Raw genomic sequence first — 19,023 nt, forward strand, 5'->3', positions numbered from 1 at the left:
GTCTTACTGTCCCGGCTTGTAGATCTTGTCGAAGATGCCACCATCCGCGAAGAATTTAGGTTGCGCCACCTTCCATCCGCCAAAATCGTCGATCGAGGCGAGCTTGAGGTTGGGGAAGCGGGCAATGTCTTTCGGGTCGGCGGCTGCAGGCTTGATCGGACGGTAATAATGCGCAGCCGCAATCTTTTGTCCATCGTCTGAATAGAGATAGTTCAGATAAGCCTCGGCAAGCTTCCGCGTGCCCTTCTTGTCGACATTGCCGTCGACAACGGCAACCGGCGGATCGGCCCGGATCGATACCGAAGGGGTGACGATCTCGAACTTGTCCGGCCCGAGTTCCTCGAGCGACAGGTAGGCTTCGTTCTCCCAGGCAAGCAAAACGTCGCCGAGGCCGCGTTGCACGAATGTCGTCGTCGCGCCACGGGCGCCGCTGTCGAGAACCGGCACATGCTTCAGAAGTTTAGAGAGGTATTCCTCCGCCTTGGCATCATCGCCGCCATTGGCCTCTTTTGCCCAGGCATACGCCGCAAGAATGTTCCAGCGCGCGCCACCTGAGGTTTTGGGGTTCGGAGTGATGACCTGGACGCCGTCCTTGATGAGATCGGGCCAGTCCTTGATAGCCTTGGGGTTGCCCTTGCGCACGAGGAAGACGATCGTCGATGTGTAAGGCACGCTCTTGTTGGGAAACTTGGTGTTCCAGTCTGCCGGTATCTTGTTGGTCGCCTTGGCGATCGCATCGATATCGCCTTCGAGCGCCAGCGTCACCACATCGGCGTTCAGCCCGTCGATAACGGAGCGAGCCTGGGCGCCCGAACCGCCGTGAGAGGCCTTCAGCTCGACCGTTTCGCCGGTGTCCTTCTTCCACTTGGCAGCGAAGGCGGCGTTGAAATCCTTGTAGAGTTCGCGTGTCGGGTCGTAAGACACGTTGAGCAGCGTCTGTTCGGCTGCAAACACGGATGCTAGTCCCGAGAGCGAAAAGCTGCCGATTAGCACTGCGGTGGCAAGAAGTCTGGATAGCCGTAGCGTCTGCATGAACACCTCCCTGATTGTGCCTCAACTCTACCAATCTGGTCGTATAATGTAACGGCGATTGTTCCCGCGACGCGCGCCAACGTGGAATTTCATCCCATAGACTCGCGAAAAATGAAATCACATTGCTGAGCGAAGCAGCTTGGCCCTGCAAATGCCGCAGAGACCGGATCTCATTGATCGGCAATCATGATTTAAGCTGACATTGCCGGTCCCTTTGCGTTAATTGCTCGAAATGCCTGAGGAATAAGTTCGTGAGCGAAAAAATTGCAGTGATAGGGCTCGGCTATGTTGGCCTGCCGGTCGCCATGGCCCTGGCCGACAAATACGCCGACGTGATCGGTTTCGATGTCAACCACGCGCGGATCGAAGACCTGAAAAATGGCCGGGACTCCACCCGAGAAGTATCACCCGACCGCCTTCGCGAGACGTCGCTGCGCCTGTCGAGCAGCCTGGAAGACCTTGGCGACCGCACCGTATTCATCGTGGCGGTGCCGACGCCGATCGACAAGAACCGCCAGCCGGACTTGCGACCGCTTATCGCCGCCTCGCGCACCGTCGGCCAAGTGCTGAAGCCGGGCGCAATCGTCGTCTACGAATCGACCGTATTTCCTGGTGTCACGGAAGAAATATGCGGCCCGGTGCTGGCCGAAGTCTCCGGCCTGAAACAGGGCGAAGGCTTTCATCTCGGCTATTCGCCTGAGCGCATCAATCCCGGCGATCGCGAGCACACGTTCGAGCGAATCGTCAAAGTGGTGTCAGGCGATACGGCCGAAACGCTCGAACGGGTCGCGGCGATCTACAGCAGCGTCGTCGATGCCGGCATCCACCGCGCGACCAGCATCCGTGTTGCCGAGGCTGCCAAGGTCATCGAGAACACCCAGCGCGACCTGAACATCGCGCTGATGAACGAGCTGTCTATCATATTCGAAAAGATGGACATCCGAACCGCCGACGTTCTCGAGGCCGCGCGGACCAAGTGGAATTTCCTGCCCTTCACGCCAGGGCTGGTCGGCGGCCACTGCATCGGCGTCGATCCCTATTATCTGACGGCCAAGGCCGAGGAACTTGGCTACCATCCGGAAGTCATCCTGTCCGGCAGGCGGATCAACGATGGAATGGGAGCCTTCATCGCCCAGAAGCTGATCAAGATGCTGGTGTCGGCGGAAAAGCCCATCAACGGTGCGCGGATCGGCATCTTCGGCCTGACATTCAAGGAGAATGTCCCCGATCTGCGCAACAGCCGCGTGCCAGACATCATCCGCGAATTGCACCAGTTCGGCCTCAAGCCGCTGATCCACGACCCGATGGCCGATGCCGACGAGGCGGAACATGAGTATGACGTTCGGTTCACCGCCCTTGAAGCATTCCCGCCGCTCGATGCCGTCGTGCTTGCCGTTCCGCACCGCCAGTATCTCGCCGACGATGCCGGAGCCCTGCTCGGCCTGCTGAAACCTGGCGGCGTCGTGGTCGATGTGAAATCGGCGCTCCAACTCGATAATCCAGGCCTTGTGGGCCATGCCGTCTGGAGCCTCTAGCCTGGGAAAGCCTGCACCGTCAGCGCCACACCCTGTTCGCTTGAAAACGGTGGCGTCCAGCCGGTAATGCGGCGGGTCTCGCCGATATCGACTTGCAGCGAACCCAGCAGCCGTCTCGCCGCCGAACCCTTGCCCAGCATTGCCGCAGCCGCTTCGATGAGACGGGCTGGCACGGGCAGAAGCCAGGTCTTGCGACCCATTGCGCCAGAAATGCCGGCGATCAACTGCCCGATGGAAAGGTCCTCGCCGTCGCTGACGAGAAATGTGCGGTTGGCAGCGTTCGGGTGAGCGACGCAGAGGATGATGAAATCCGTCAGGTTGCCGACGAACAGCAGCGACCTTTTGTTGGAGATGAGACCGAAGGGGAGGGGCAGCCCGCGCCGCGCAAGGCGCATCAGGCTCGCGAAATTGGCTTTGACACCCGGACCGTAGATGAGTGGCGGACGGATCACGACGATGTCCATGCCCGTCTGCCTGCCGAGGTGAAACAGCGCCTGTTCTGCTTCCCATTTCGAAAGCCCGTAGGGATCCCTGGGCTCCGGCACGTCTGCGGCGGTGAAAGGCCGGCCTGGGGCCGTCTCCTCGCCGTTGACCTTGATCGAACTCACGAAAATGAAGCGTCGAGCGCCGGCTGCTGCGGCCTGGCGTGCCAGATTGAGCGTGGCGTCGACATTCGCGGCACGAAACGCAGCCAGCGGATCTGCCGCCGTATCATCCATGACATGCACGCGAGCGGCTAGATGAACCACGCAATCGATGCCGGCCAGCGCTTCGGTCCAGTCCGTGCGGGCGTCGATCGTGCCCACCGGATGAAATCCTGACGTAGGCAGACGACTGGCCGGACGAAAGGCAATCCCGCGCGCCGTAAGGTCCGCACAGAGCGCTGTGCCAACGAACCCGGTTGCCCCGGTCACCAATATCATGCGCCGGCCCCTGTGGTAGTTTCAAGCATTCGATCATCCCGCGTTTCTGTCTGCTATTAGCGCTATCAGCACTCAGGCGATAGACGTCGGGATGCGATCCAAAACCGGGAAAACAGGGTGCAAACGACAATCTGATTGTGAAATCGCCCCGGATATGAGATTCACGCCGAAATTTCTCTCCGGCAGTTCCAGATGTTGTACACCGTCTCCAAACGCAGTTTCGACCTGTTCGCAGCCCTTGCGGCAGCGATCCTGTTTTCGATTCCGATCCTGGTCGTGGCAATCTGTGTGCGCGCAACCTCGAAGGGGCCGGTGCTGTACTGGTCCGATCGGGTAGGCCGGGACAATCGCATTTTCCGGATGCCGAAATTTCGCAGCATGCGCGTCGATACGCCAGCCGTTGCGACCCATCTGCTTTCCGACCCGAAACGTTACCTGACGCCGATCGGCTCCTTCCTGCGCCGCTCCAGCCTCGACGAGTTGCCGCAGCTCTGGTGCATCCTCAAGGGTGAGATGAGCCTTGTCGGTCCGCGTCCAGCCCTCTTCAACCAGCAGGACCTGATCGAGCTTCGTACCGCCAGTGGCGTCCACACTCTGGTGCCGGGCCTGACCGGCTGGGCCCAGATCAACGGCCGCGACGAGCTGCCCATTCCCGACAAAGTACGGCTCGACGCCGAGTATCTGAAGCGTCGATCCTTCGCGTTCGATCTATGGATCATTCTCCTGACCGCCATGAAGGTGCTGGGGCGGGATGGCGTAACGCATTGAGCCGAGTGCGATCTTCTTGCCATGACGGCGTGAATTTCGAGCCCTGCTGCAGCTGAAACCCCGATCCCCTCTTTACAGCCAGCCGGCACCTCGGGATAAGCGTCAGGAGATTGTCCGGTCGGACACCCGAAGACCTCGACGAGGCCGGGGTCAATGCCCACCTACCTATCGGAGCGGTCAAGGGATATGATGACTACGTCGACTGCAGCGAAGCCGAATGCCCTTCTGACGATTATCATCAGTATCGCCTGGCTTTTCGCCGCCTCCGCGGTGTTCGTCGAAACGGATGCCTATCGCTATGCATCGGCAGTTCTCGCCATCATTGCCCTGGTCCATTTCCTGAAGATGCCGAACCGGCCCGCTACAAACTGGCTTGGCTGGCTGTGCATGGCGTGGGGCATCTATGTCGCGGTCCGCTTCCTTCGCTTCTACATCATGACGCATCCGCACGAGAGCGGCGCATCCGAGTGGCTCTACGCTTTCCCGTTTTTCTTCCCGATCCTGGGTGTTGCCTTTTCGATGACGGAAGGGCGGATCGAGCGCATCGTCGCAGCGTTTTTCGCGGTCGCCCTGGTGATGCTCGCGGCCACCACCGGATACGTGCGGATATTTGCCGGCGAAACGGTCAAGCCCCTGATCATGAACAACCAGATCCACGGGGCGGTCGCCTGCGGCCTTATCCTCTTGTCGGCCTATTTCTGGTGGCTTCACTACCTTTCCAACAGCGATGCGAAGCCGCTCCTGCGCCGATTTGGCCTTGTCGTCGCACCTGTAGTGATGATCCTCTGTCTCATCGCAATCTATGGCGCAAAGTCCAAGGGCGTCTGGCTGGCGCTGACCCTGACGTTGCCGATTGCTGGATTGTTGTCCCTGACCTATCTGCGCCTGCGTACCGGGCTGATCACCATCGTCGCTGCATCCATCCTGCTCGGTTGTGGCGCCTATGCCGTACGCCACAATCTCAACAAGACGGCCGGGCCGACTGTCGATGCGGCGATTTCCATGCTTGAAGGTTTTCACGCGCGTCGCGACTTCAACGGGGTCGTGCTCGGCACCATCGATTCCCCGACGACACCCGTCTCGATGGATGAGCGTTTGCAGCTCTGGTACGACGCCGGAGAACTCATTTCCTCGGCGCCGGTGTTCGGCTGGGGAAGCAAGTGGGTCGACCAGTTGAATGCCGCGCGCTATCCGAATGTCAGGTACACGCTGTTCCACAACGGCTATCTCGAAATCCTGGTGCGCTTCGGTATCTTCGGCGCGGTTATCATGTCTGTCATCCTCGGCGCGCTGTTCGTTTCGGTGTTTCGCGCCTTTCGCGCAGGCGTCATCCCGCGCGCCGCCTTCCACGTCTACACGGTCGGCCTGTTCTTCTTCGCTCTGACGCTACTCAGCAACTCGAACAACAGACTGGCGATCGGCGAAAGCCTGGCCCTCCTCAGTTCGGCCTTTGCCTGCTGGTGCAACATGCGAACCGCACACGACTACGATGCATTGCGGGAGGAGCCCGGCGCGAGAGGCTGAAAGTGCAACGCGCGAGCGAAGGATTGTCGCTGTCGGCATGCGAATATTCGAAAACTCTGCCGTTTGCTTAAAAGGGCAACCGCCCGTTTAATCAAAACGCAATTGTTACCCGTCATGGTAAGAGCGTCCAGGCGCCGCCATCCGCCTGTCAACGTTCGGGTCATTCGCTGGCAACGCAGCCGCCTCGGCCGGCAGGAGTTTTGATGAACATCGTCCACAAGCAATCGCATTCGAGCGGCGATACCCTCGAAATCCTCTCCTTCCACCTCAATGGCCAGGAATTTTGCGTACGCACGACGGCCATTCGCGAGATCCGCGGCTGGGATGCCGCAACGCCGATCCCCCATTCGCCGGCGGAGGTCATGGGCGTGATGAACTTGCGCGGCACGGTGATCCCGATCATCGACCTTTCGCTCAAGCTCGGCATGAAAAGCACCGTGCCAACCGAGCGCAGTGCCATCGTGGTCGCCGAAATCAACGAAACATCGATGGGCCTGATCGTCGACAGCGTATCCGATATCCTCACCATCGATGCCGCCCTGCTGCAACCGGTTCCCGACATGAACGTCCCCGGCGGCACGAGCTATTCCGATGGCATCATCGCTCAGGATAGCGGCATGATCTGCTTTCTCAATCTTGAGCGCATGTTCGAAGCATCCGGACTGGAAAACCTCGCCGCCTGAGCCGGCGGCTGACGACATTTGTGTTCGGTGACTTGCCCTGGTTGCCCCGGCTGATGGTCGACAGGTTGACATCAGGGCCACCGAACCCTATCTAAAGGTTGTCGATATTGCTTGTCTGACTTTTGTTATTGCGCGCATCTTGCGTGCCCTGGACGAACTTCCTTTCAAAATCGGGACTTCACCTCGCGGCGCTTTTTGCGCGGCGATCCTTCAAATTACATGAAAGGGTTTCGTCATGGCCACTGGCACAGTTAAATGGTTTAATTCCACAAAGGGCTTCGGCTTCATTCAGCCTGACAACGGCGATGCCGATGTTTTCGTTCACATCTCGGCCGTCGAACGCGCTGGCATGCGCGAAATCGTCGAAGGCCAGAAGCTCTCCTACGAGCTTGAGCGCGACAACAAGTCGGGCAAGATGTCCGCCGCTCAGCTTCAGGCTGCTTAAAGGTCTTTCTGTCCCGGCGGCGACAACGTAGCCGGGGCATGAACACCATCGGAAGGTCAGGCAATATGCCTGGCCTTTTTTGGTTGCAGTCGGTCTTCTCGCTGCAGGCAAACCCCTTCGTGTCCAGGCATCTCGAGCCGACACGCGCCAGCCTCCCGATCTAACCAAACAATCTGTACCGGCAACTTCATCCGAAACGGGTGACGATTGCGGCATTGGAGATATCATGCGCCCTACACGATGGAGCGAAATCGTCACGCTGACGGTCAAGCCAGGCGAACTCATAACCCTCAAGAACCCTGCTGAAGCGCTCGAGTTTCTGGACGGCCCATGGCCGGGCAGTCCCGGTCCACGCCATGCCGCTGCGCGCCGCTTTTGCCGCGCTGCTCTTGCTGGCAACAAGGATTCGGAAGACGCCCGCAAGGTCTTTGTCGAGGCAGCCCAGGAGGCCAACCTCAAGCCTCGCTGATTTCGAAGCCATATCCAGCGGATCGTCGCATGAACCATGCGGCAATCCCTAAAAAATACCAGTCCGGACACTTTTGGAAATATTCGGAAAAACGCCGTTCGCCGATGGATGTTATGCCCGGCGCAATGGAGAGTTTGATGATCCGATTGCTGCAGCCTGCCTGTCCCGCCTTTGACGTCGACGGGGAGAATTCCTGATGCGCCGTGCACTTTTATTCGTGCTCCTGCCGCTGCTGATCGTCGCTTCGGCAGCCTTCGTCTTTCGCGGCCGGCTGTTTGCGGCCGACGGACCGTCTTTCATCGTGGCCGCGGTGACGCGCGGCGATGTCGAGGAGACAGTTCTTGCCTCTGGCACCTTCAAGCCAGCGCAGATGGTGGCCGTTGGTGCGCAGGTTTCCGGCCGTATCACCGCCCTCAATGTCAAGCTTGGCGATACGGTGCAGAAAGGTGCGCTGGTTGCCGAGATCGATTCGGTCACCCAGAGAAACGAACTTCGCACGGCGCAGGCTTCCCTTGCCAACGTCAAGGCGCAGCGCGACGAGAGCGAGGCGGATCTTGAAAACGCCGAGATAACGCTAGCCCGCCAGCGGGCGATGTTTGCCAAGCAGGCCGGCCCGAAGTCCGACCTCGACAGTGCCGTCGCAACCGTCAAGAAAACGACCGCCGAGATCGCAGCTCTCGATGCCCAGATCACCTCTGCCCAGGTCGCCGTCGAGACAGCAGAGGCGAACCTTGCCTATACCCATATCACCGCGCCGATGGATGGCACCGTTCTGGCGATCGTCAATCAGCAGGGCCAGACCGTCAACGCTGCACAGTCGGCTCCGACCATTGTCATTCTCGGCCAATTGCAGACGATGACGGTGCGGGCCGAAATTTCGGAAGCCGATGTCGTCAAGGTCAAGGTCGGCCAGGCGATCGACTTCACCATCCTCGGCGATCCCGGAACGATCCACCGTACGGTGTTGCAGTCTATCGAGCCGGCGCCCGAATCGATCACCAGCGACAGCAGCATCAGTTCGTCGAGCACGACATCGAGTTCGTCCACCACTTCGTCGACATCGACCTCTGCGATCTACTACAACGGCATCTTCGATGTTCCCAATCCCGACGGCCGCTTCCGGACCTATATGTCCGCCGAGGTTCACATCGTGCTGGGCTCGGCGCGCGGCGTCCTCACCATACCTTCGGCAGCCTTGGGCGCCATGGGCGCGGATGGCCAGTACGATGTGCAGGTCGCCGCAACCGACAATTCGACGTCGATGCGCAAGGTGAAGATCGGTCTCAACAACAATGTCAGCGCCGAGGTCCAGTCCGGGCTGTCGGAGGGCGAGCGGGTCGTCGTCGGCGAGAGAAGTGCCACCCAGGCGACAACGAAAATGGGCGGGCCGCCACCGATGGGACTTTAGGCCATGGCCGAGCCAATCATCCGGCTAACCGATCTCAGGCGTGACTACCTTTCGGGCGACAGCACGATCAGCGTCCTCAAGGAGATCAACCTGTCGATCGAGGAGGGCGAGATGATCGCCATCGTCGGTCCCTCGGGGTCCGGCAAGTCGACGCTGATGAATATTCTGGGGCTGCTCGACAGGCCGACGTCGGGGACATATGCCGTCGCCGGCCAATCGACGCAAACGCTCGACAGCGATGCCCTTTCGAAGCTGCGCCGCGAGCATTTCGGGTTTATCTTCCAGCGCTATCACCTGCTGTCCGAACTGACCGCTCTCGGCAATGTCGAAGTCCCGGCCATCTACGCCGGCCAGTCATCTGCGCGCAGCATCCGCGCGCGGGAACTGCTTGTGCGGCTTGGTCTTGGAGATCGTCTCGGTCACAGGCCCGGCCAGCTTTCCGGCGGCCAGCAGCAGCGTGTCTCTATAGCCCGGGCGTTGATGAACAACGGCAACGTCATCCTCGCCGACGAGCCCACTGGCGCGCTCGACAGGCAGAGCGGTGGAGATGTCCTGCGCATTCTCAACGAGTTGAATGCCGAAGGCCATACGGTCATCATCGTCACCCACGACATGTCGGTCGCGGCCCACGCCAATCGCATCATCGAAATTTCCGACGGCTGCATCGTCGCCGATCGTCCTTCGGAAAAGGCTGCGTTGCCAACAGGCCCGGTATCCGCGATGGCGAGACCGGCACCGCAATCCGGCCCCGGCTGGCGGGCTGGCCTCGCCAGTCTGCGCGAAGCCTTCATCATGGCTGTTCTGGCGCTCAAGGCGCACCGGCTGCGCACTTTCCTGACGATGCTCGGGATCATCATCGGCATTGCCGCGGTCGTCTGCGTCGTCGCCCTGGGGCAGGGAACGCAGCAGAAGGTGCTTTCCAATATTAGTGGCCTCGGCACCAACACGCTGGAGATATTTCCGGGCAAGGGTTTTGGCGATCCCCGCGCCGGTCGCATCAAGACCCTGGTGGTCTCGGATGCCAACGCGTTGAGGCAGCTGAGCTATGTCGCGGCGGTGACGCCCACGGTTTCGACCAGCACCACCGTGCGGTTCGGCGCCAAGGAGGCCAATGCCCTGGTGAACGGCGTCGGCGACCAGTATTTTGTAGCCAAGGGCTCGAAGCTGACGAAAGGCCGGTTCTTCGATGACAGGGATGTCCGGGACATCACCCAGAACGCCGTCATCGACCAGAACACCGCATCGTCGCTGTTCGACCATACGGGGCTTGATCCGGTAGGCCAGATCATCCTGGTCGGCAAGACGCCGATCCGCGTCATCGGCGTCATTGCCATGCAGCAGGGCGGGTTCGGCTCCAGCGACAACCTGTCGGTCTATCTGCCCTATACCAGCGTCCAGGCACGCTTTCTCGGCGATATGTCGTTGCGCAGCATCACCGTGCGGGTGTCCGACGATGCATCGAGCTCGGTTGCAGAAGATGCCATCACGCAATTTCTGAAACGTCGCCACGCGGCGCAGGACTTCTCCATTCTGAACACGGACGACATCCGCAAGACGATCACCGCCACGGCCGAGACCCTGACGCTGCTGGTGGCGGCCATCGCCGTCATTTCCCTGCTCGTCGGCGGTATCGGGGTGATGAATATCATGCTGGTGTCGGTGTCCGAGCGGGTGGGTGAAATCGGCGTGCGGATGGCCGTCGGCGCCCGGCGCAAGGATATTCTCCAGCAATTCCTGATCGAAGCCGTGATTGTCTGTGCGCTCGGCGGCGCATTAGGCATTGCCACCGCGATGACCTTCGGCGCGGTCTTCAATGCGATCAGTACCAATTTCTCGCTGATCTATTCCGATGGCTCGATCGTGCTGGCGCTCGGCTTTTCATGCCTGATCGGCGTGGTGTTCGGCTTCATGCCGGCGCGCAACGCCTCGCTGCTGGATCCTGTCGCGGCGCTGGCGCGCGATTGACGCGAGGTGTCTGCGGCTTTCCAGGAAAAAGCCAGCTTCGCCAAGATGTGGGGCATGGTGACGAAGCTGGCCGATCGATGCTAATCAGGAAGCAGCGAACCACCAAAAATTTACAGCACTGCGCGGCAGAAACATTTCCAAGCATTGCTGAAAGAAGGTCATTCTGCGGAAATTGGTGTCTCAATATGCCCGCCTCTTTCTCTGTTGACCCGACATGCGTTCATGACAGGTGTCGCTGCTGGTTAAGTAATTGATTTAAATGACTAATAATCAATATCCGGAGGCGCGTCGAAAGTGCGGTTGCAAAGGAGCCAAAACGGGCCGTTTACCACCGCTTAATTGAACGCGCGCGAACGTGATGTCTCAATTCATCACGGGGGATAGCATCATGGTCAGCGCGGTTTCGAGTTCCACAATCTCGCTCTTTACGGCATCAACGACGTCTTCTTCGTCTTCCTCCTCGTCTACCGGCGCGAGCGACGAGACGACCATCAAGGCCCAGATCGCGGCCAAGAAAGCGGAGCTAGCCGATACAAAGGATGCCGACGATGCCAAGACGTTGAAAGCGGATATCGCGACATTGCAGGCAAAGCTCGATAAGATCGAAGCCGCAGCCACCGCAAGCGCCCAGTCCGGCACGGCTGCTGGCGGCAAATCTGGCGGCACACAGCCATCCGCCACTGCGGGTCCGGCTCAATCTGGTGCGTCCGCCAAGGCAACACCGTCCGATAGTGCAACGGCAAACAGCACCAGCGCGGACGACGAGGCATCATCGCCGATGTCCGGCGAAAGCGACCGCATCGGCACCACCAACTTCACCGCCGATACAAGCTTCGGCCAGCGCACGGCCTACCTCTGAAATGGCAGTGTGTGGGGCAGTGGGCCCTAGGACTGCGCCTCCTGTAAGGCGGTCGCCTTGAATGTGATCACCTGAGCAAGGCCGCCTGTGGTTCTGTTGCGAACCGCAATCTCGCCATCGAAGCGGGAAATGATTTCCTTGGCGATTGCCATCCCAAGCCCTGCGCCAGGGAAGGATTTCTGCCGGGCGATGTCGATCCGGAAGAACGGCTCGAACACCTGGCTCAGTCGCTCCTCGGGGATGCCCGAGCCCGTGTCGTTGATCTCGACCTTGGCAATGCCATTGGTCTCGGTCACCGAAACGGTGGCGGATTCACCGTGGGTAGCAGCATTGATCAGCAGGTTTCTTAGCGCACGCGTCAGGGCCAGCGGCCCGACACGCACAATCGTCTGCTCTGTCGTTGCTACCGAGACATCCATGCCGATTGCCGCGAGTTCGTCGACGATATCCGTGACGACAAGATCCAGCCTGATGTCCTGAAGGCTGTCGTGATTGACTTCTTCCCGCACCAGGCCGATCGCGCTGTCGGCGATCTGGTCGAGTTCCTCCAGGTCGGCAAGCCATTTCCGGCGCTCGATATCGTCGGCGATGAACTCGGCACGCAAGCGCATCCGGGTCATCGGCGTTCTAAGGTCATGTCCGGCTGCAGCGACCAGCCGCATGCGGCTTTCCGTGGCGCTCTTGACCTTGGCCGACAACCGGTTCAGCACCTGCGCCGTCACGCGGATTTCGCCAGGACCTGTTTCCGGTACATGCGGCAGCGTTCCATCGGGGCCGATCTCGCCCAGCACTTTCTCCAGCAGGCGCAGCGGCTTGATGATTTTCGAGGCAGCGACGATGGAGATCACGACGCTACCGGCGACTATGAGGCTGAGCCAGCCGATGAGAATTTTCCAGCCGCCGGGCGGCGGGCCGAAATTCGGCATCGGCACCAGTAGCCATTTTCCGCTGGCAAGCTTGATCGATGCCGTTGTGCCGGCTGTCTCATCCTGTCTGGTGACGAAGGCTTCCAGCGGCTCGCCGGTACGGCTCAGTCCTTCCGTCAGGAAATTGGAAAAGCGCTCATCGCGCTCACCTGCGGCAGGTTCATCAGAGATCACCATGCCGCGGGATGCCGCTTCTTCAGCGTTGTGCTCGGCGACATTGGCAAGCCAGTGCATCTGCCGCGCCACGGGGTCCATGGTCTCCTCAGGCCTGGGCCCACGCATGACAAGTGCTGCGGCCAGCGACGAGGTGATGACGACCAGCACGATTGCGGTCACCAGCAGTAGTGCAAGGCGCGTACCGAGCGATTTCATGCCTCGCCCTTTACGGCTGTCACCGGAACGACGAGCTGGTAGCCGCCGTTGCGGATCGTTCGGAAAATCGGCATCTCCGGCGTCTCGCCGAGTTTTCGCCTGAGGCGGCTCATCAGAACGTCGATCGACCGGTCAGCCGGATCGCGGTCACGGCCCTGGGTGACATCGAGTAGTTGGTCACGTGACAAGAGGCGCCCGGAACGCTCTAGGAATGCCTTCAGCAGGTCGAACTCGGCGCCGGTCAGGCCGATGATCTCGCCGGTGTCCCGGGTCACACGCCGCAACTGCGGATCGAGCTTCATGCCTGCGAACTCGTAACTCTGGCGCTGGGGCTCGGTTTCTGCTTCGTCGTTGGAACGGCGCAACACGGCGCGGATGCGGGCGGCCAGCTCGCGTGGATTGAAAGGCTTGCCGAGATAGTCGTCGGCACCAATCTCCAGGCCGAGAATCCGGTCGATGTCTTCCTTCAGCGCCGTCAGCAGGATTACCGGCACCCGCGGCCGTCGGCCCCAGAGATCGCGGCAAAGGTCGAGCCCGGAGCCATCCGGAAGCATGACGTCGAGAACCAGCAGATCGGGGGTGCGGCGGCTCATCGCCTCGTTACAGCCGCGCAGATCGCCAGCCGTCGATACCCTGAACCCCTGCTCTTCGAGATAACGGCTGAGCAGCGTCCGGATTTCATGGTCGTCGTCGACGATGAGGATGTCGGGGGAAGCATTGTTGTTCATGATCAAAAATCCAGTTCAGCAAAGCTTTATACAAACCGGGCGGTATGAGAAGGGCATCGACAACTGCGGCCAGCCAGAAAATAGCCCGGACGGCCAGGTTCACAAAAAATCCTTTTGCGAGAAAAGTTCAGACATCTAGGGAAAGGTGCCGTTCACACGCCATGGTTAGCGTCTGCACCATAGAAGCGAATCAAGGAGCGGAAATGCGCCATTCCCACGATCTTTCAGACACGTCACTTGGCCATGTCAGCCATGTTTCCAATGGCGACGCCGATCTCGTTGAACTCTGCTCCCGGATCCGGACGGCAAGCGGCTCCTCTGCCAGGGAGTTACCGGCGTTGGTGCTGCGTTATCTGGCAAGCAGCCTGCATCGGATCGAAATCGACATTTATGTCGAGGAGTGCCTGCCGATGGTTTGCGACGCATCCCATGCCTTCGTTCGCGCCATGGGTACGTTCAGCCCGCGCAAAGCCGATGACAGCCTTGTGGAGCAGAGCCGTATGCGGCTGATAGAGGCCCTCGAGACGCTGGCCGACGAGATCAGGCTTTGCAAGATCCGCACGGCACCTTTTGCGCACATCGAGCGGCGGCCGATTGGCCAGCAGGACCTGGCAGACGGGTCTCTGGCCTCGGCAAGGTAGGTTTTTTGTATCGCTCGTTGCCGGTCAGTGATCTGCGTATCCGGTCCTAAAACCGTTGATCCGGGAACTTCTTCCCCTCCTTTTGGTTTATCGCTGCCGAGAGGCAGTTTTTGCCAAGAGGAGGATGACTATGCAAGACGACCGCGAACAGCAGATCAGGGACCGCGCGTACAGCATCTGGGAAGAGCAGGGACGCCCCCAGGGTGAAGACATGCGCCACTGGCTGCAGGCCTGGCAGGAAATCTCGAACGCAGATATCCCGGCGGAAGATGCCAATGCAATGACGCTTCCCGATAGCGCCGAAGCTACCGTCAAAAAGCCAGCGGTCGCTAACGCCCGCCACGGCAATGGCGCTACACAACCCAAAGCCAGCCGCAAAAAGAAGTCCTGAACAGGCGGCGATGAGGGGCTCCGGCGCCGTCGCGCCATGCGATTGAATGCCGGCTAATGATCTACTATTGCTCCTCTCCCGTCGAACCTGCTCCTATTGCGATTTGACGGCTATCCAGATCATATGGCGGGCGCCGCCACGTTTGCCGTTAGCGCGCGTGGCTACCTCTTCCGCCGAAAACCGGGCGTCCCGCAGCCGTTTGGTAAAACGCGTGTCGGGACCAGAGGACCACACTGCCAGAACACCGCCGGGGCGCAGGGCGTCACGGGCGGCGAGCAAGCCCTTCCGATCGTATAACCCGTCATTGGCCGCGTGCGTCAGTCCGTCCGGGCCATTGTCTACGTCGAGCAGGATGGCATCGTAGCTGTCGCGACCGTTCTGAATGGCGGCGGCCACGTCTCCCTCGTGGATCGCAACGCGTGGATCGTCGAGGCTTCCGGAGAAAATCTCTGCCATCGGGCCGCGTGCCCAGGCGACCACGGCCGGCACAAGCTCCGCCACGGTCACCCGGGCATCGCTGCCGATCGCACCCAGTGCCGCCCGCAATGTGAACCCCATGCCGAGCCCGCCGATCAACAGGTGCGGCGACGGCCGACCGGCAATCCTCTCGCAGGCAAGCGTTGCCAAGGCTTCTTCGGAGCCGCTGAGCCTGCTGTTCATCAACTCGTTGCTGCCGAGCATGATAGAGAACTCGCGGCCTCGTTGCTTCAGCCGCAGTTCGCCGCCACCGTTGGGGATGGATGCGGTATCAAGCAGGGTCCATGGTATCACGGGGCGGCTCTTCGATGTTGGTTACGGTGGTGGTCATCTCCGGTGGCTGGAGGCACTGCCGGGCACTGGCGATAAAGTTGTTCAGCCACGCTTCTAGCTCAGTTTCCAGGCGATGTAGATCAGCGTCAGCGCGATCAGCCAGAGCGCCAGGCGACCAGACCGCGTGTGGCGGGCCTCGGCCTTGCCGATCGCCTCGGCGGTCTCGTTGTCGAAGCGCAGCCCGTTCTGGCTCATGGCCAGCAGCTGGCGGTGGAACAGTTCGGTCTTGGCGGCAATTTCGGGCACGGCCTCGGCCAGTTTGACGCCGGCCTTCAAGGCATCCTGCAGATCGCCGATAATACGCTTCGGACCGAGATTGTTGCGGATCCATTCGCCGACGACGGGCTCCGACGCCTTCCACATATTGAAGCGCGGATTGAGCATGCGGGAGACGCCCTCGACCACGACCATGGTCTTCTGCAGCATCACCAGTTCGGGTCGCGTTTCCATGTCGAACAGCTCGGTCACCTCGAACAGCAGGGTCAGCAGCTTGCCCATCGAGATCGTTTCTGCCGGCTGGCCATGGATAGGCTCGCCGATGGCTCGGATCGCCTGGGCGAAGCTCTCCGTGTTGTGGTGGGCCGGTACATAACCCGCCTCGAAATGCACTTCGGCGACGCGCAGGTAATCGCGGGTGATGAACCCGTAGAGGATTTCCGCGAGGAACCGCCGCTCCTTCTTGCCCAGACGACCGACGATTCCCATGTCGACGGCGACGATGATGCCCTGCGGATCGACGAAGAGATTGCCCGGATGCATGTCGGCATGGAAAAAGCCGTCGCGCAGCGTGTGCCGCAGGAACGACTGGATAAGCGTATCCGCGAGGCGGTTGAGATCATGTCCGGAAGCGCGGAGCGCATCGACATCGGACATCTTGATGCCGTCGATCCACTCCATGGTGATGACGTCGCGACCGGTGCGCTCCCAATCGACCTTCGGGACGCGGAAGCCTTCGTCGCCTGCGGTGTTCTCTGCAATTTCCGACAGTGCCGAGGCCTCCAGCCGCAGGTCCATCTCGACCCTGGTCGTCTGCTCCAGCGCCTTCGTCACCTCGACAGGCCGCAGCCGCCGGCTCGAGGGCACGAACCGCTCCTGTAAGCCTGCCACCAGATACATGACGGCGATGTCGTTGGCGAAGCGCTGGCGCACGCCCGGCCGTATGACCTTGATCGCTACCTTGCGCAGGCCATCGGCCGTCCTCACCTCGGCCGGGTGCACCTGTGCGATCGAGGCTGCGGCAATCGGTTCGCCGACGCTGGCATAGAGATCGTCGAGCGACCGGCCAAGCGAGCCTTCGATATTGGCCTTGGCGGCGGCCATCGGAAAGAACGCCATGCTGTCCTGAAGCTGCGAAAGGTCATTGGCAAATTCGATACCGACGACATCCGGCCGCGTTGCCAGGAACTGGCCGATTTTCGCATAGGAAGGTCCGAGCCGCTCGACTGCCTTCGACAGCCTGTCGCTGCGCGCCTTGGTTTTCGAGCGGCGGCGGGCAAACAGCGCCACGAAGGACTTGGCAAGGCTGACCGATGGCGGCAAGCCTTCGGAGGGTAAGGCCTCGACAACGCCTTCCCGCACCAGGACCCAGCCAACCCGGATCAGGCCAAAATATCCGCCGAAAGAGCTCATGCTGTTGTTTCTCTGTCTGCTGCGCCGGGCAGCGCAAGCTTCTGGACCTCTGTCCGCCCCATGCCTAGAGCTTCCAGCCGGAATGCAGTGCCGCAATGCCGCCGGTGTAGTTGGTGAAGGTGACGCGACTGAAGCCGGCCTGGCGGATCATCGTTGCAAAGTCCTGCTGGTTGGGAAACTTGCGGATCGATTCCACCAGATACTGATAGGGCTCGGCCTCGCCGGTAATGGCCTTTCCAAAGCGCGGAATGGCGTTGAACGACCATGCGTCGTAGACTTTGTCGAGCAAGGGCAGGTCGACCTCGGAAAATTCCAGCACCAGCAGCCGGCCACCGCGCTTCAACACCCGATGGGCTTCCTTCAACGCCACGTCGATGCGGGGCACGTTGCGGATGCCGAAGGCGATCGTGTAGGCGTCAAAGCTGTTGCCCTCGAACGGCAGGTCCTCGGCGTTGGCTTCGACGAAAGTCAGGTTTTCAGAAATCTTCTTCTTTTCTGCCCGGTCGGCCCCGACCGCCAGCATCGAGCCATTGATGTCGAGCACGGTTGCGTGGGCCAGCTTGCCGGATGCCTCAACGATGCGGAAGGCGATATCGCCCGTGCCGCCGGCAACATCGAGCACCTTGTAGGACGGGTCCTTGCGCGGATGAAGGGCTGAGATCATCGCGTCTTTCCAGGCGCGGTGCAGGCCCATAGACATCACATCGTTCATGACGTCGTAGCGCTTAGCCACCTTGTGGAACACGTCGTTGACGAGGGCCTGCTTCTCGCCTTCAGCCACGTCGCGAAATCCGTAGGATGTCTCCATGCCGCCATCGGCGGCGGTGCGGCTCTTTGCCATCACTCAACTCCCTTGTCTAAATCGCCGCCGGCTGTGGCGAAAATGCTGGTGCCACGCTATCTGACTGGCCGATGCCACGGCACGTTGTCGTTGGTTTAGAACATGGCCGCTGGAAAGCAAAGCGCATTTGGTCGCGGTCCCTGCTGCTGCCGGTCACACCTGAAGATGGATTGTCATGCCCGAATTACCAGAGGTCGAAACCGTGCGGCGTGGCCTTGCCCCGGCGATGGAAGGGGCAGTGATAGAGCGGCTGGAGCTGCGCCGGGGGGACCTGCGCTTTCCGTTTCCGCTAGAATTTGCAGCATCCATAGCGGGCCAGCGGATCGCATCCCTTTCGCGCCGCGCCAAGTATCTGTTGATCGATCTTGACAACGGCATGACCGTCGTCGCCCATCTCGGCATGTCCGGCTCGTTCCGCATCGAGGCTGGGGAGGCGGCCGTTACGCCCGGCGACTTTCACCACCCGCGCTCCAAGAACGAGGTTCACGATCACGTCATCTTCCACTTGGCGCGCAACGGCGAGGCCATGCGTGTCGTCTACAACGATCCACGGCGTTTCGGTTTCATGGATATCGTTGCCCGGGCGGAGATGGCTGCACACCCTTTTTTCCGCGATCTCGGTCCCGAGCCCACCGGCAATGCGCTGAGCCCGGAAGGGCTGGCAAAGCGTTTTTCCGGCAAGGCCCAGCCGCTGAAAGGCGCGCTGCTCGACCAGAAAACGATTGCCGGCCTCGGCAATATCTATGTCTGCGAAGCTCTCTGGCGGGCTCACCTGTCGCCTTTGCGTGCCAGCGGAACATTGTCGACAAAGACCGGCAAGCCGCGCGAGACGCTGGTGCGGCTGGTGGCCTGCATACGTGACGTCATCGCCGATGCGATCGCTGCCGGAGGGTCGTCGCTGCGCGATCATATCCAAACGGACGGTTCGCTCGGCTATTTCCAGCATTCCTTTTCTGTCTACGACCGGGAAGGCGAGGCTTGCCGGACAGAGGGCTGCGGCGGTAAGGTCGGCCGAATAGTCCAGGCCGGCCGCTCTACCTTCTATTGTGCCACCTGCCAGAAATGATGCGAGGA

General features: G+C 60.6%; 20 protein-coding genes. 13 read left to right on the top strand and 7 right to left on the bottom strand.

The window, feature by feature from the left end; translation table 11 throughout:
• Positions 1–3 precede the first annotated feature (3 nt).
• Positions 4–1,032: a sulfate ABC transporter substrate-binding protein gene (locus J5274_RS05625; RefSeq protein WP_142823818.1), complete on the bottom strand. Its 1,029-nt coding sequence runs from the start codon at positions 1,030–1,032 to the stop codon at positions 4–6.
• A gap of 251 nt (positions 1,033–1,283) precedes the next feature.
• Here J5274_RS05625 and J5274_RS05630 point away from each other — a divergent pair, with 251 nt between their 5' ends.
• Positions 1,284–2,567, top strand: a complete 1,284-nt coding sequence (locus J5274_RS05630) for a nucleotide sugar dehydrogenase (RefSeq protein ID WP_142823819.1) — start codon at positions 1,284–1,286, stop codon at positions 2,565–2,567.
• Here the strand turns inward: J5274_RS05630 and J5274_RS05635 are convergent.
• On the bottom strand, positions 2,564–3,490 hold the full coding sequence (locus tag J5274_RS05635; protein ID WP_142823820.1) for an SDR family oxidoreductase: 927 nt from the start codon (positions 3,488–3,490) through the stop codon (positions 2,564–2,566). The two genes, J5274_RS05630 and J5274_RS05635, sit on opposite strands and share 4 nt — an antisense overlap.
• A gap of 192 nt (positions 3,491–3,682) precedes the next feature.
• Between J5274_RS05635 and J5274_RS05640 the strand changes: the two genes are divergently transcribed.
• From J5274_RS05640 to J5274_RS05680, 9 genes are all read left to right on the top strand, one after another.
• Positions 3,683–4,258 carry a sugar transferase gene (locus J5274_RS05640; protein WP_142823821.1) on the top strand — a complete coding sequence of 192 codons (576 nt, stop codon included), beginning with the start codon at positions 3,683–3,685 and terminating at the stop codon, positions 4,256–4,258.
• A gap of 189 nt (positions 4,259–4,447) precedes the next feature.
• On the top strand, positions 4,448–5,782 hold the full coding sequence (locus J5274_RS05645; RefSeq protein WP_161991063.1) for an O-antigen ligase: 1,335 nt from the start codon (positions 4,448–4,450) through the stop codon (positions 5,780–5,782).
• Positions 5,783–5,985: 203 nt separating this feature from the next.
• Positions 5,986–6,465, top strand: a complete 480-nt coding sequence (locus J5274_RS05650; RefSeq protein ID WP_142823823.1) for a chemotaxis protein CheW — start codon at positions 5,986–5,988, stop codon at positions 6,463–6,465.
• A 235-nt stretch (positions 6,466–6,700) separates the two neighbouring features.
• Positions 6,701–6,910: a cold-shock protein gene (locus J5274_RS05655; protein ID WP_111216365.1), complete on the top strand. Its 210-nt coding sequence runs from the start codon at positions 6,701–6,703 to the stop codon at positions 6,908–6,910.
• Between the two features lie 226 nt (positions 6,911–7,136).
• Positions 7,137–7,379, top strand: a complete 243-nt coding sequence (locus tag J5274_RS05660) for a DUF982 domain-containing protein (RefSeq protein ID WP_111216367.1) — start codon at positions 7,137–7,139, stop codon at positions 7,377–7,379.
• Positions 7,380–7,408: 29 nt separating this feature from the next.
• Complete coding sequence (locus tag J5274_RS05665) at positions 7,409–7,576, top strand: hypothetical protein (protein ID WP_153816478.1); 168 nt, start codon at positions 7,409–7,411, stop codon at positions 7,574–7,576.
• Positions 7,576–8,787, top strand: a complete 1,212-nt coding sequence (locus J5274_RS05670) for an efflux RND transporter periplasmic adaptor subunit (RefSeq protein ID WP_142823824.1) — start codon at positions 7,576–7,578, stop codon at positions 8,785–8,787. The genes J5274_RS05665 and J5274_RS05670 overlap by 1 nt, the downstream gene beginning before the upstream one ends.
• Before the next feature lie 3 nt (positions 8,788–8,790).
• Positions 8,791–10,752 carry a MacB family efflux pump subunit gene (locus J5274_RS05675; RefSeq protein ID WP_142823825.1) on the top strand — a complete coding sequence of 654 codons (1,962 nt, stop codon included), beginning with the start codon at positions 8,791–8,793 and terminating at the stop codon, positions 10,750–10,752.
• A gap of 388 nt (positions 10,753–11,140) precedes the next feature.
• Positions 11,141–11,611, top strand: a complete 471-nt coding sequence (locus J5274_RS05680) for a hypothetical protein (protein WP_142823826.1) — start codon at positions 11,141–11,143, stop codon at positions 11,609–11,611.
• A 26-nt stretch (positions 11,612–11,637) separates the two neighbouring features.
• On the opposite strand, the gene J5274_RS05685 is transcribed toward J5274_RS05680, so the two are convergent.
• Positions 11,638–12,909: an ATP-binding protein gene (locus J5274_RS05685; protein ID WP_142823827.1), complete on the bottom strand. Its 1,272-nt coding sequence runs from the start codon at positions 12,907–12,909 to the stop codon at positions 11,638–11,640.
• The gene (locus tag J5274_RS05690; protein ID WP_142823828.1) at positions 12,906–13,637 is read right to left on the bottom strand and encodes a response regulator; all 732 of its coding nucleotides are present in this window, start codon (positions 13,635–13,637) and stop codon (positions 12,906–12,908) included. The genes J5274_RS05685 and J5274_RS05690 overlap by 4 nt, the downstream gene beginning before the upstream one ends.
• A 203-nt stretch (positions 13,638–13,840) precedes the next feature.
• Here J5274_RS05690 and J5274_RS05695 point away from each other — a divergent pair, with 203 nt between their 5' ends.
• Together J5274_RS05695 and J5274_RS05700 are read left to right on the top strand one after the other, a co-directional pair.
• The gene (locus J5274_RS05695; protein ID WP_142823829.1) at positions 13,841–14,278 is read left to right on the top strand and encodes a hypothetical protein; all 438 of its coding nucleotides are present in this window, start codon (positions 13,841–13,843) and stop codon (positions 14,276–14,278) included.
• 130 nt (positions 14,279–14,408) lie between these two features.
• Positions 14,409–14,669, top strand: coding sequence for a DUF2934 domain-containing protein (locus J5274_RS05700; RefSeq protein WP_142823830.1), 261 nt, complete (start codon positions 14,409–14,411; stop codon positions 14,667–14,669).
• A 93-nt stretch (positions 14,670–14,762) separates the two neighbouring features.
• Here the strand turns inward: J5274_RS05700 and J5274_RS05705 are convergent, their stop codons facing one another.
• The 3 genes from J5274_RS05705 to ubiE all read right to left on the bottom strand — a co-directional run bounded on the left by J5274_RS05705 (position 14,763) and on the right by ubiE (position 17,949).
• A complete protein-coding gene (locus J5274_RS05705) occupies positions 14,763–15,440 on the bottom strand; it encodes a spermidine synthase (protein ID WP_142823831.1) in 678 nt (225 codons plus the stop codon).
• A gap of 93 nt (positions 15,441–15,533) precedes the next feature.
• Entirely contained in the window at positions 15,534–17,108 is a 1,575-nt protein-coding gene (gene ubiB, locus J5274_RS05710) for a 2-polyprenylphenol 6-hydroxylase (protein WP_142823832.1), read from the bottom strand.
• A gap of 64 nt (positions 17,109–17,172) precedes the next feature.
• Complete coding sequence (ubiE, locus tag J5274_RS05715) at positions 17,173–17,949, bottom strand: bifunctional demethylmenaquinone methyltransferase/2-methoxy-6-polyprenyl-1,4-benzoquinol methylase UbiE (RefSeq protein ID WP_142823833.1); 777 nt, start codon at positions 17,947–17,949, stop codon at positions 17,173–17,175.
• Between the two features lie 175 nt (positions 17,950–18,124).
• On the opposite strand from ubiE, the gene mutM reads away from it, so the two are divergent.
• Positions 18,125–19,015, top strand: coding sequence for a bifunctional DNA-formamidopyrimidine glycosylase/DNA-(apurinic or apyrimidinic site) lyase (mutM, locus tag J5274_RS05720; RefSeq protein WP_142823834.1), 891 nt, complete (start codon positions 18,125–18,127; stop codon positions 19,013–19,015).
• Positions 19,016–19,023: the final 8 nt, after the last annotated feature.

This window comes from Rhizobium sp. L51/94, from assembly GCF_019355555.1.
GTDB lineage: Bacteria > Pseudomonadota > Alphaproteobacteria > Rhizobiales > Rhizobiaceae > Rhizobium > Rhizobium rhododendri.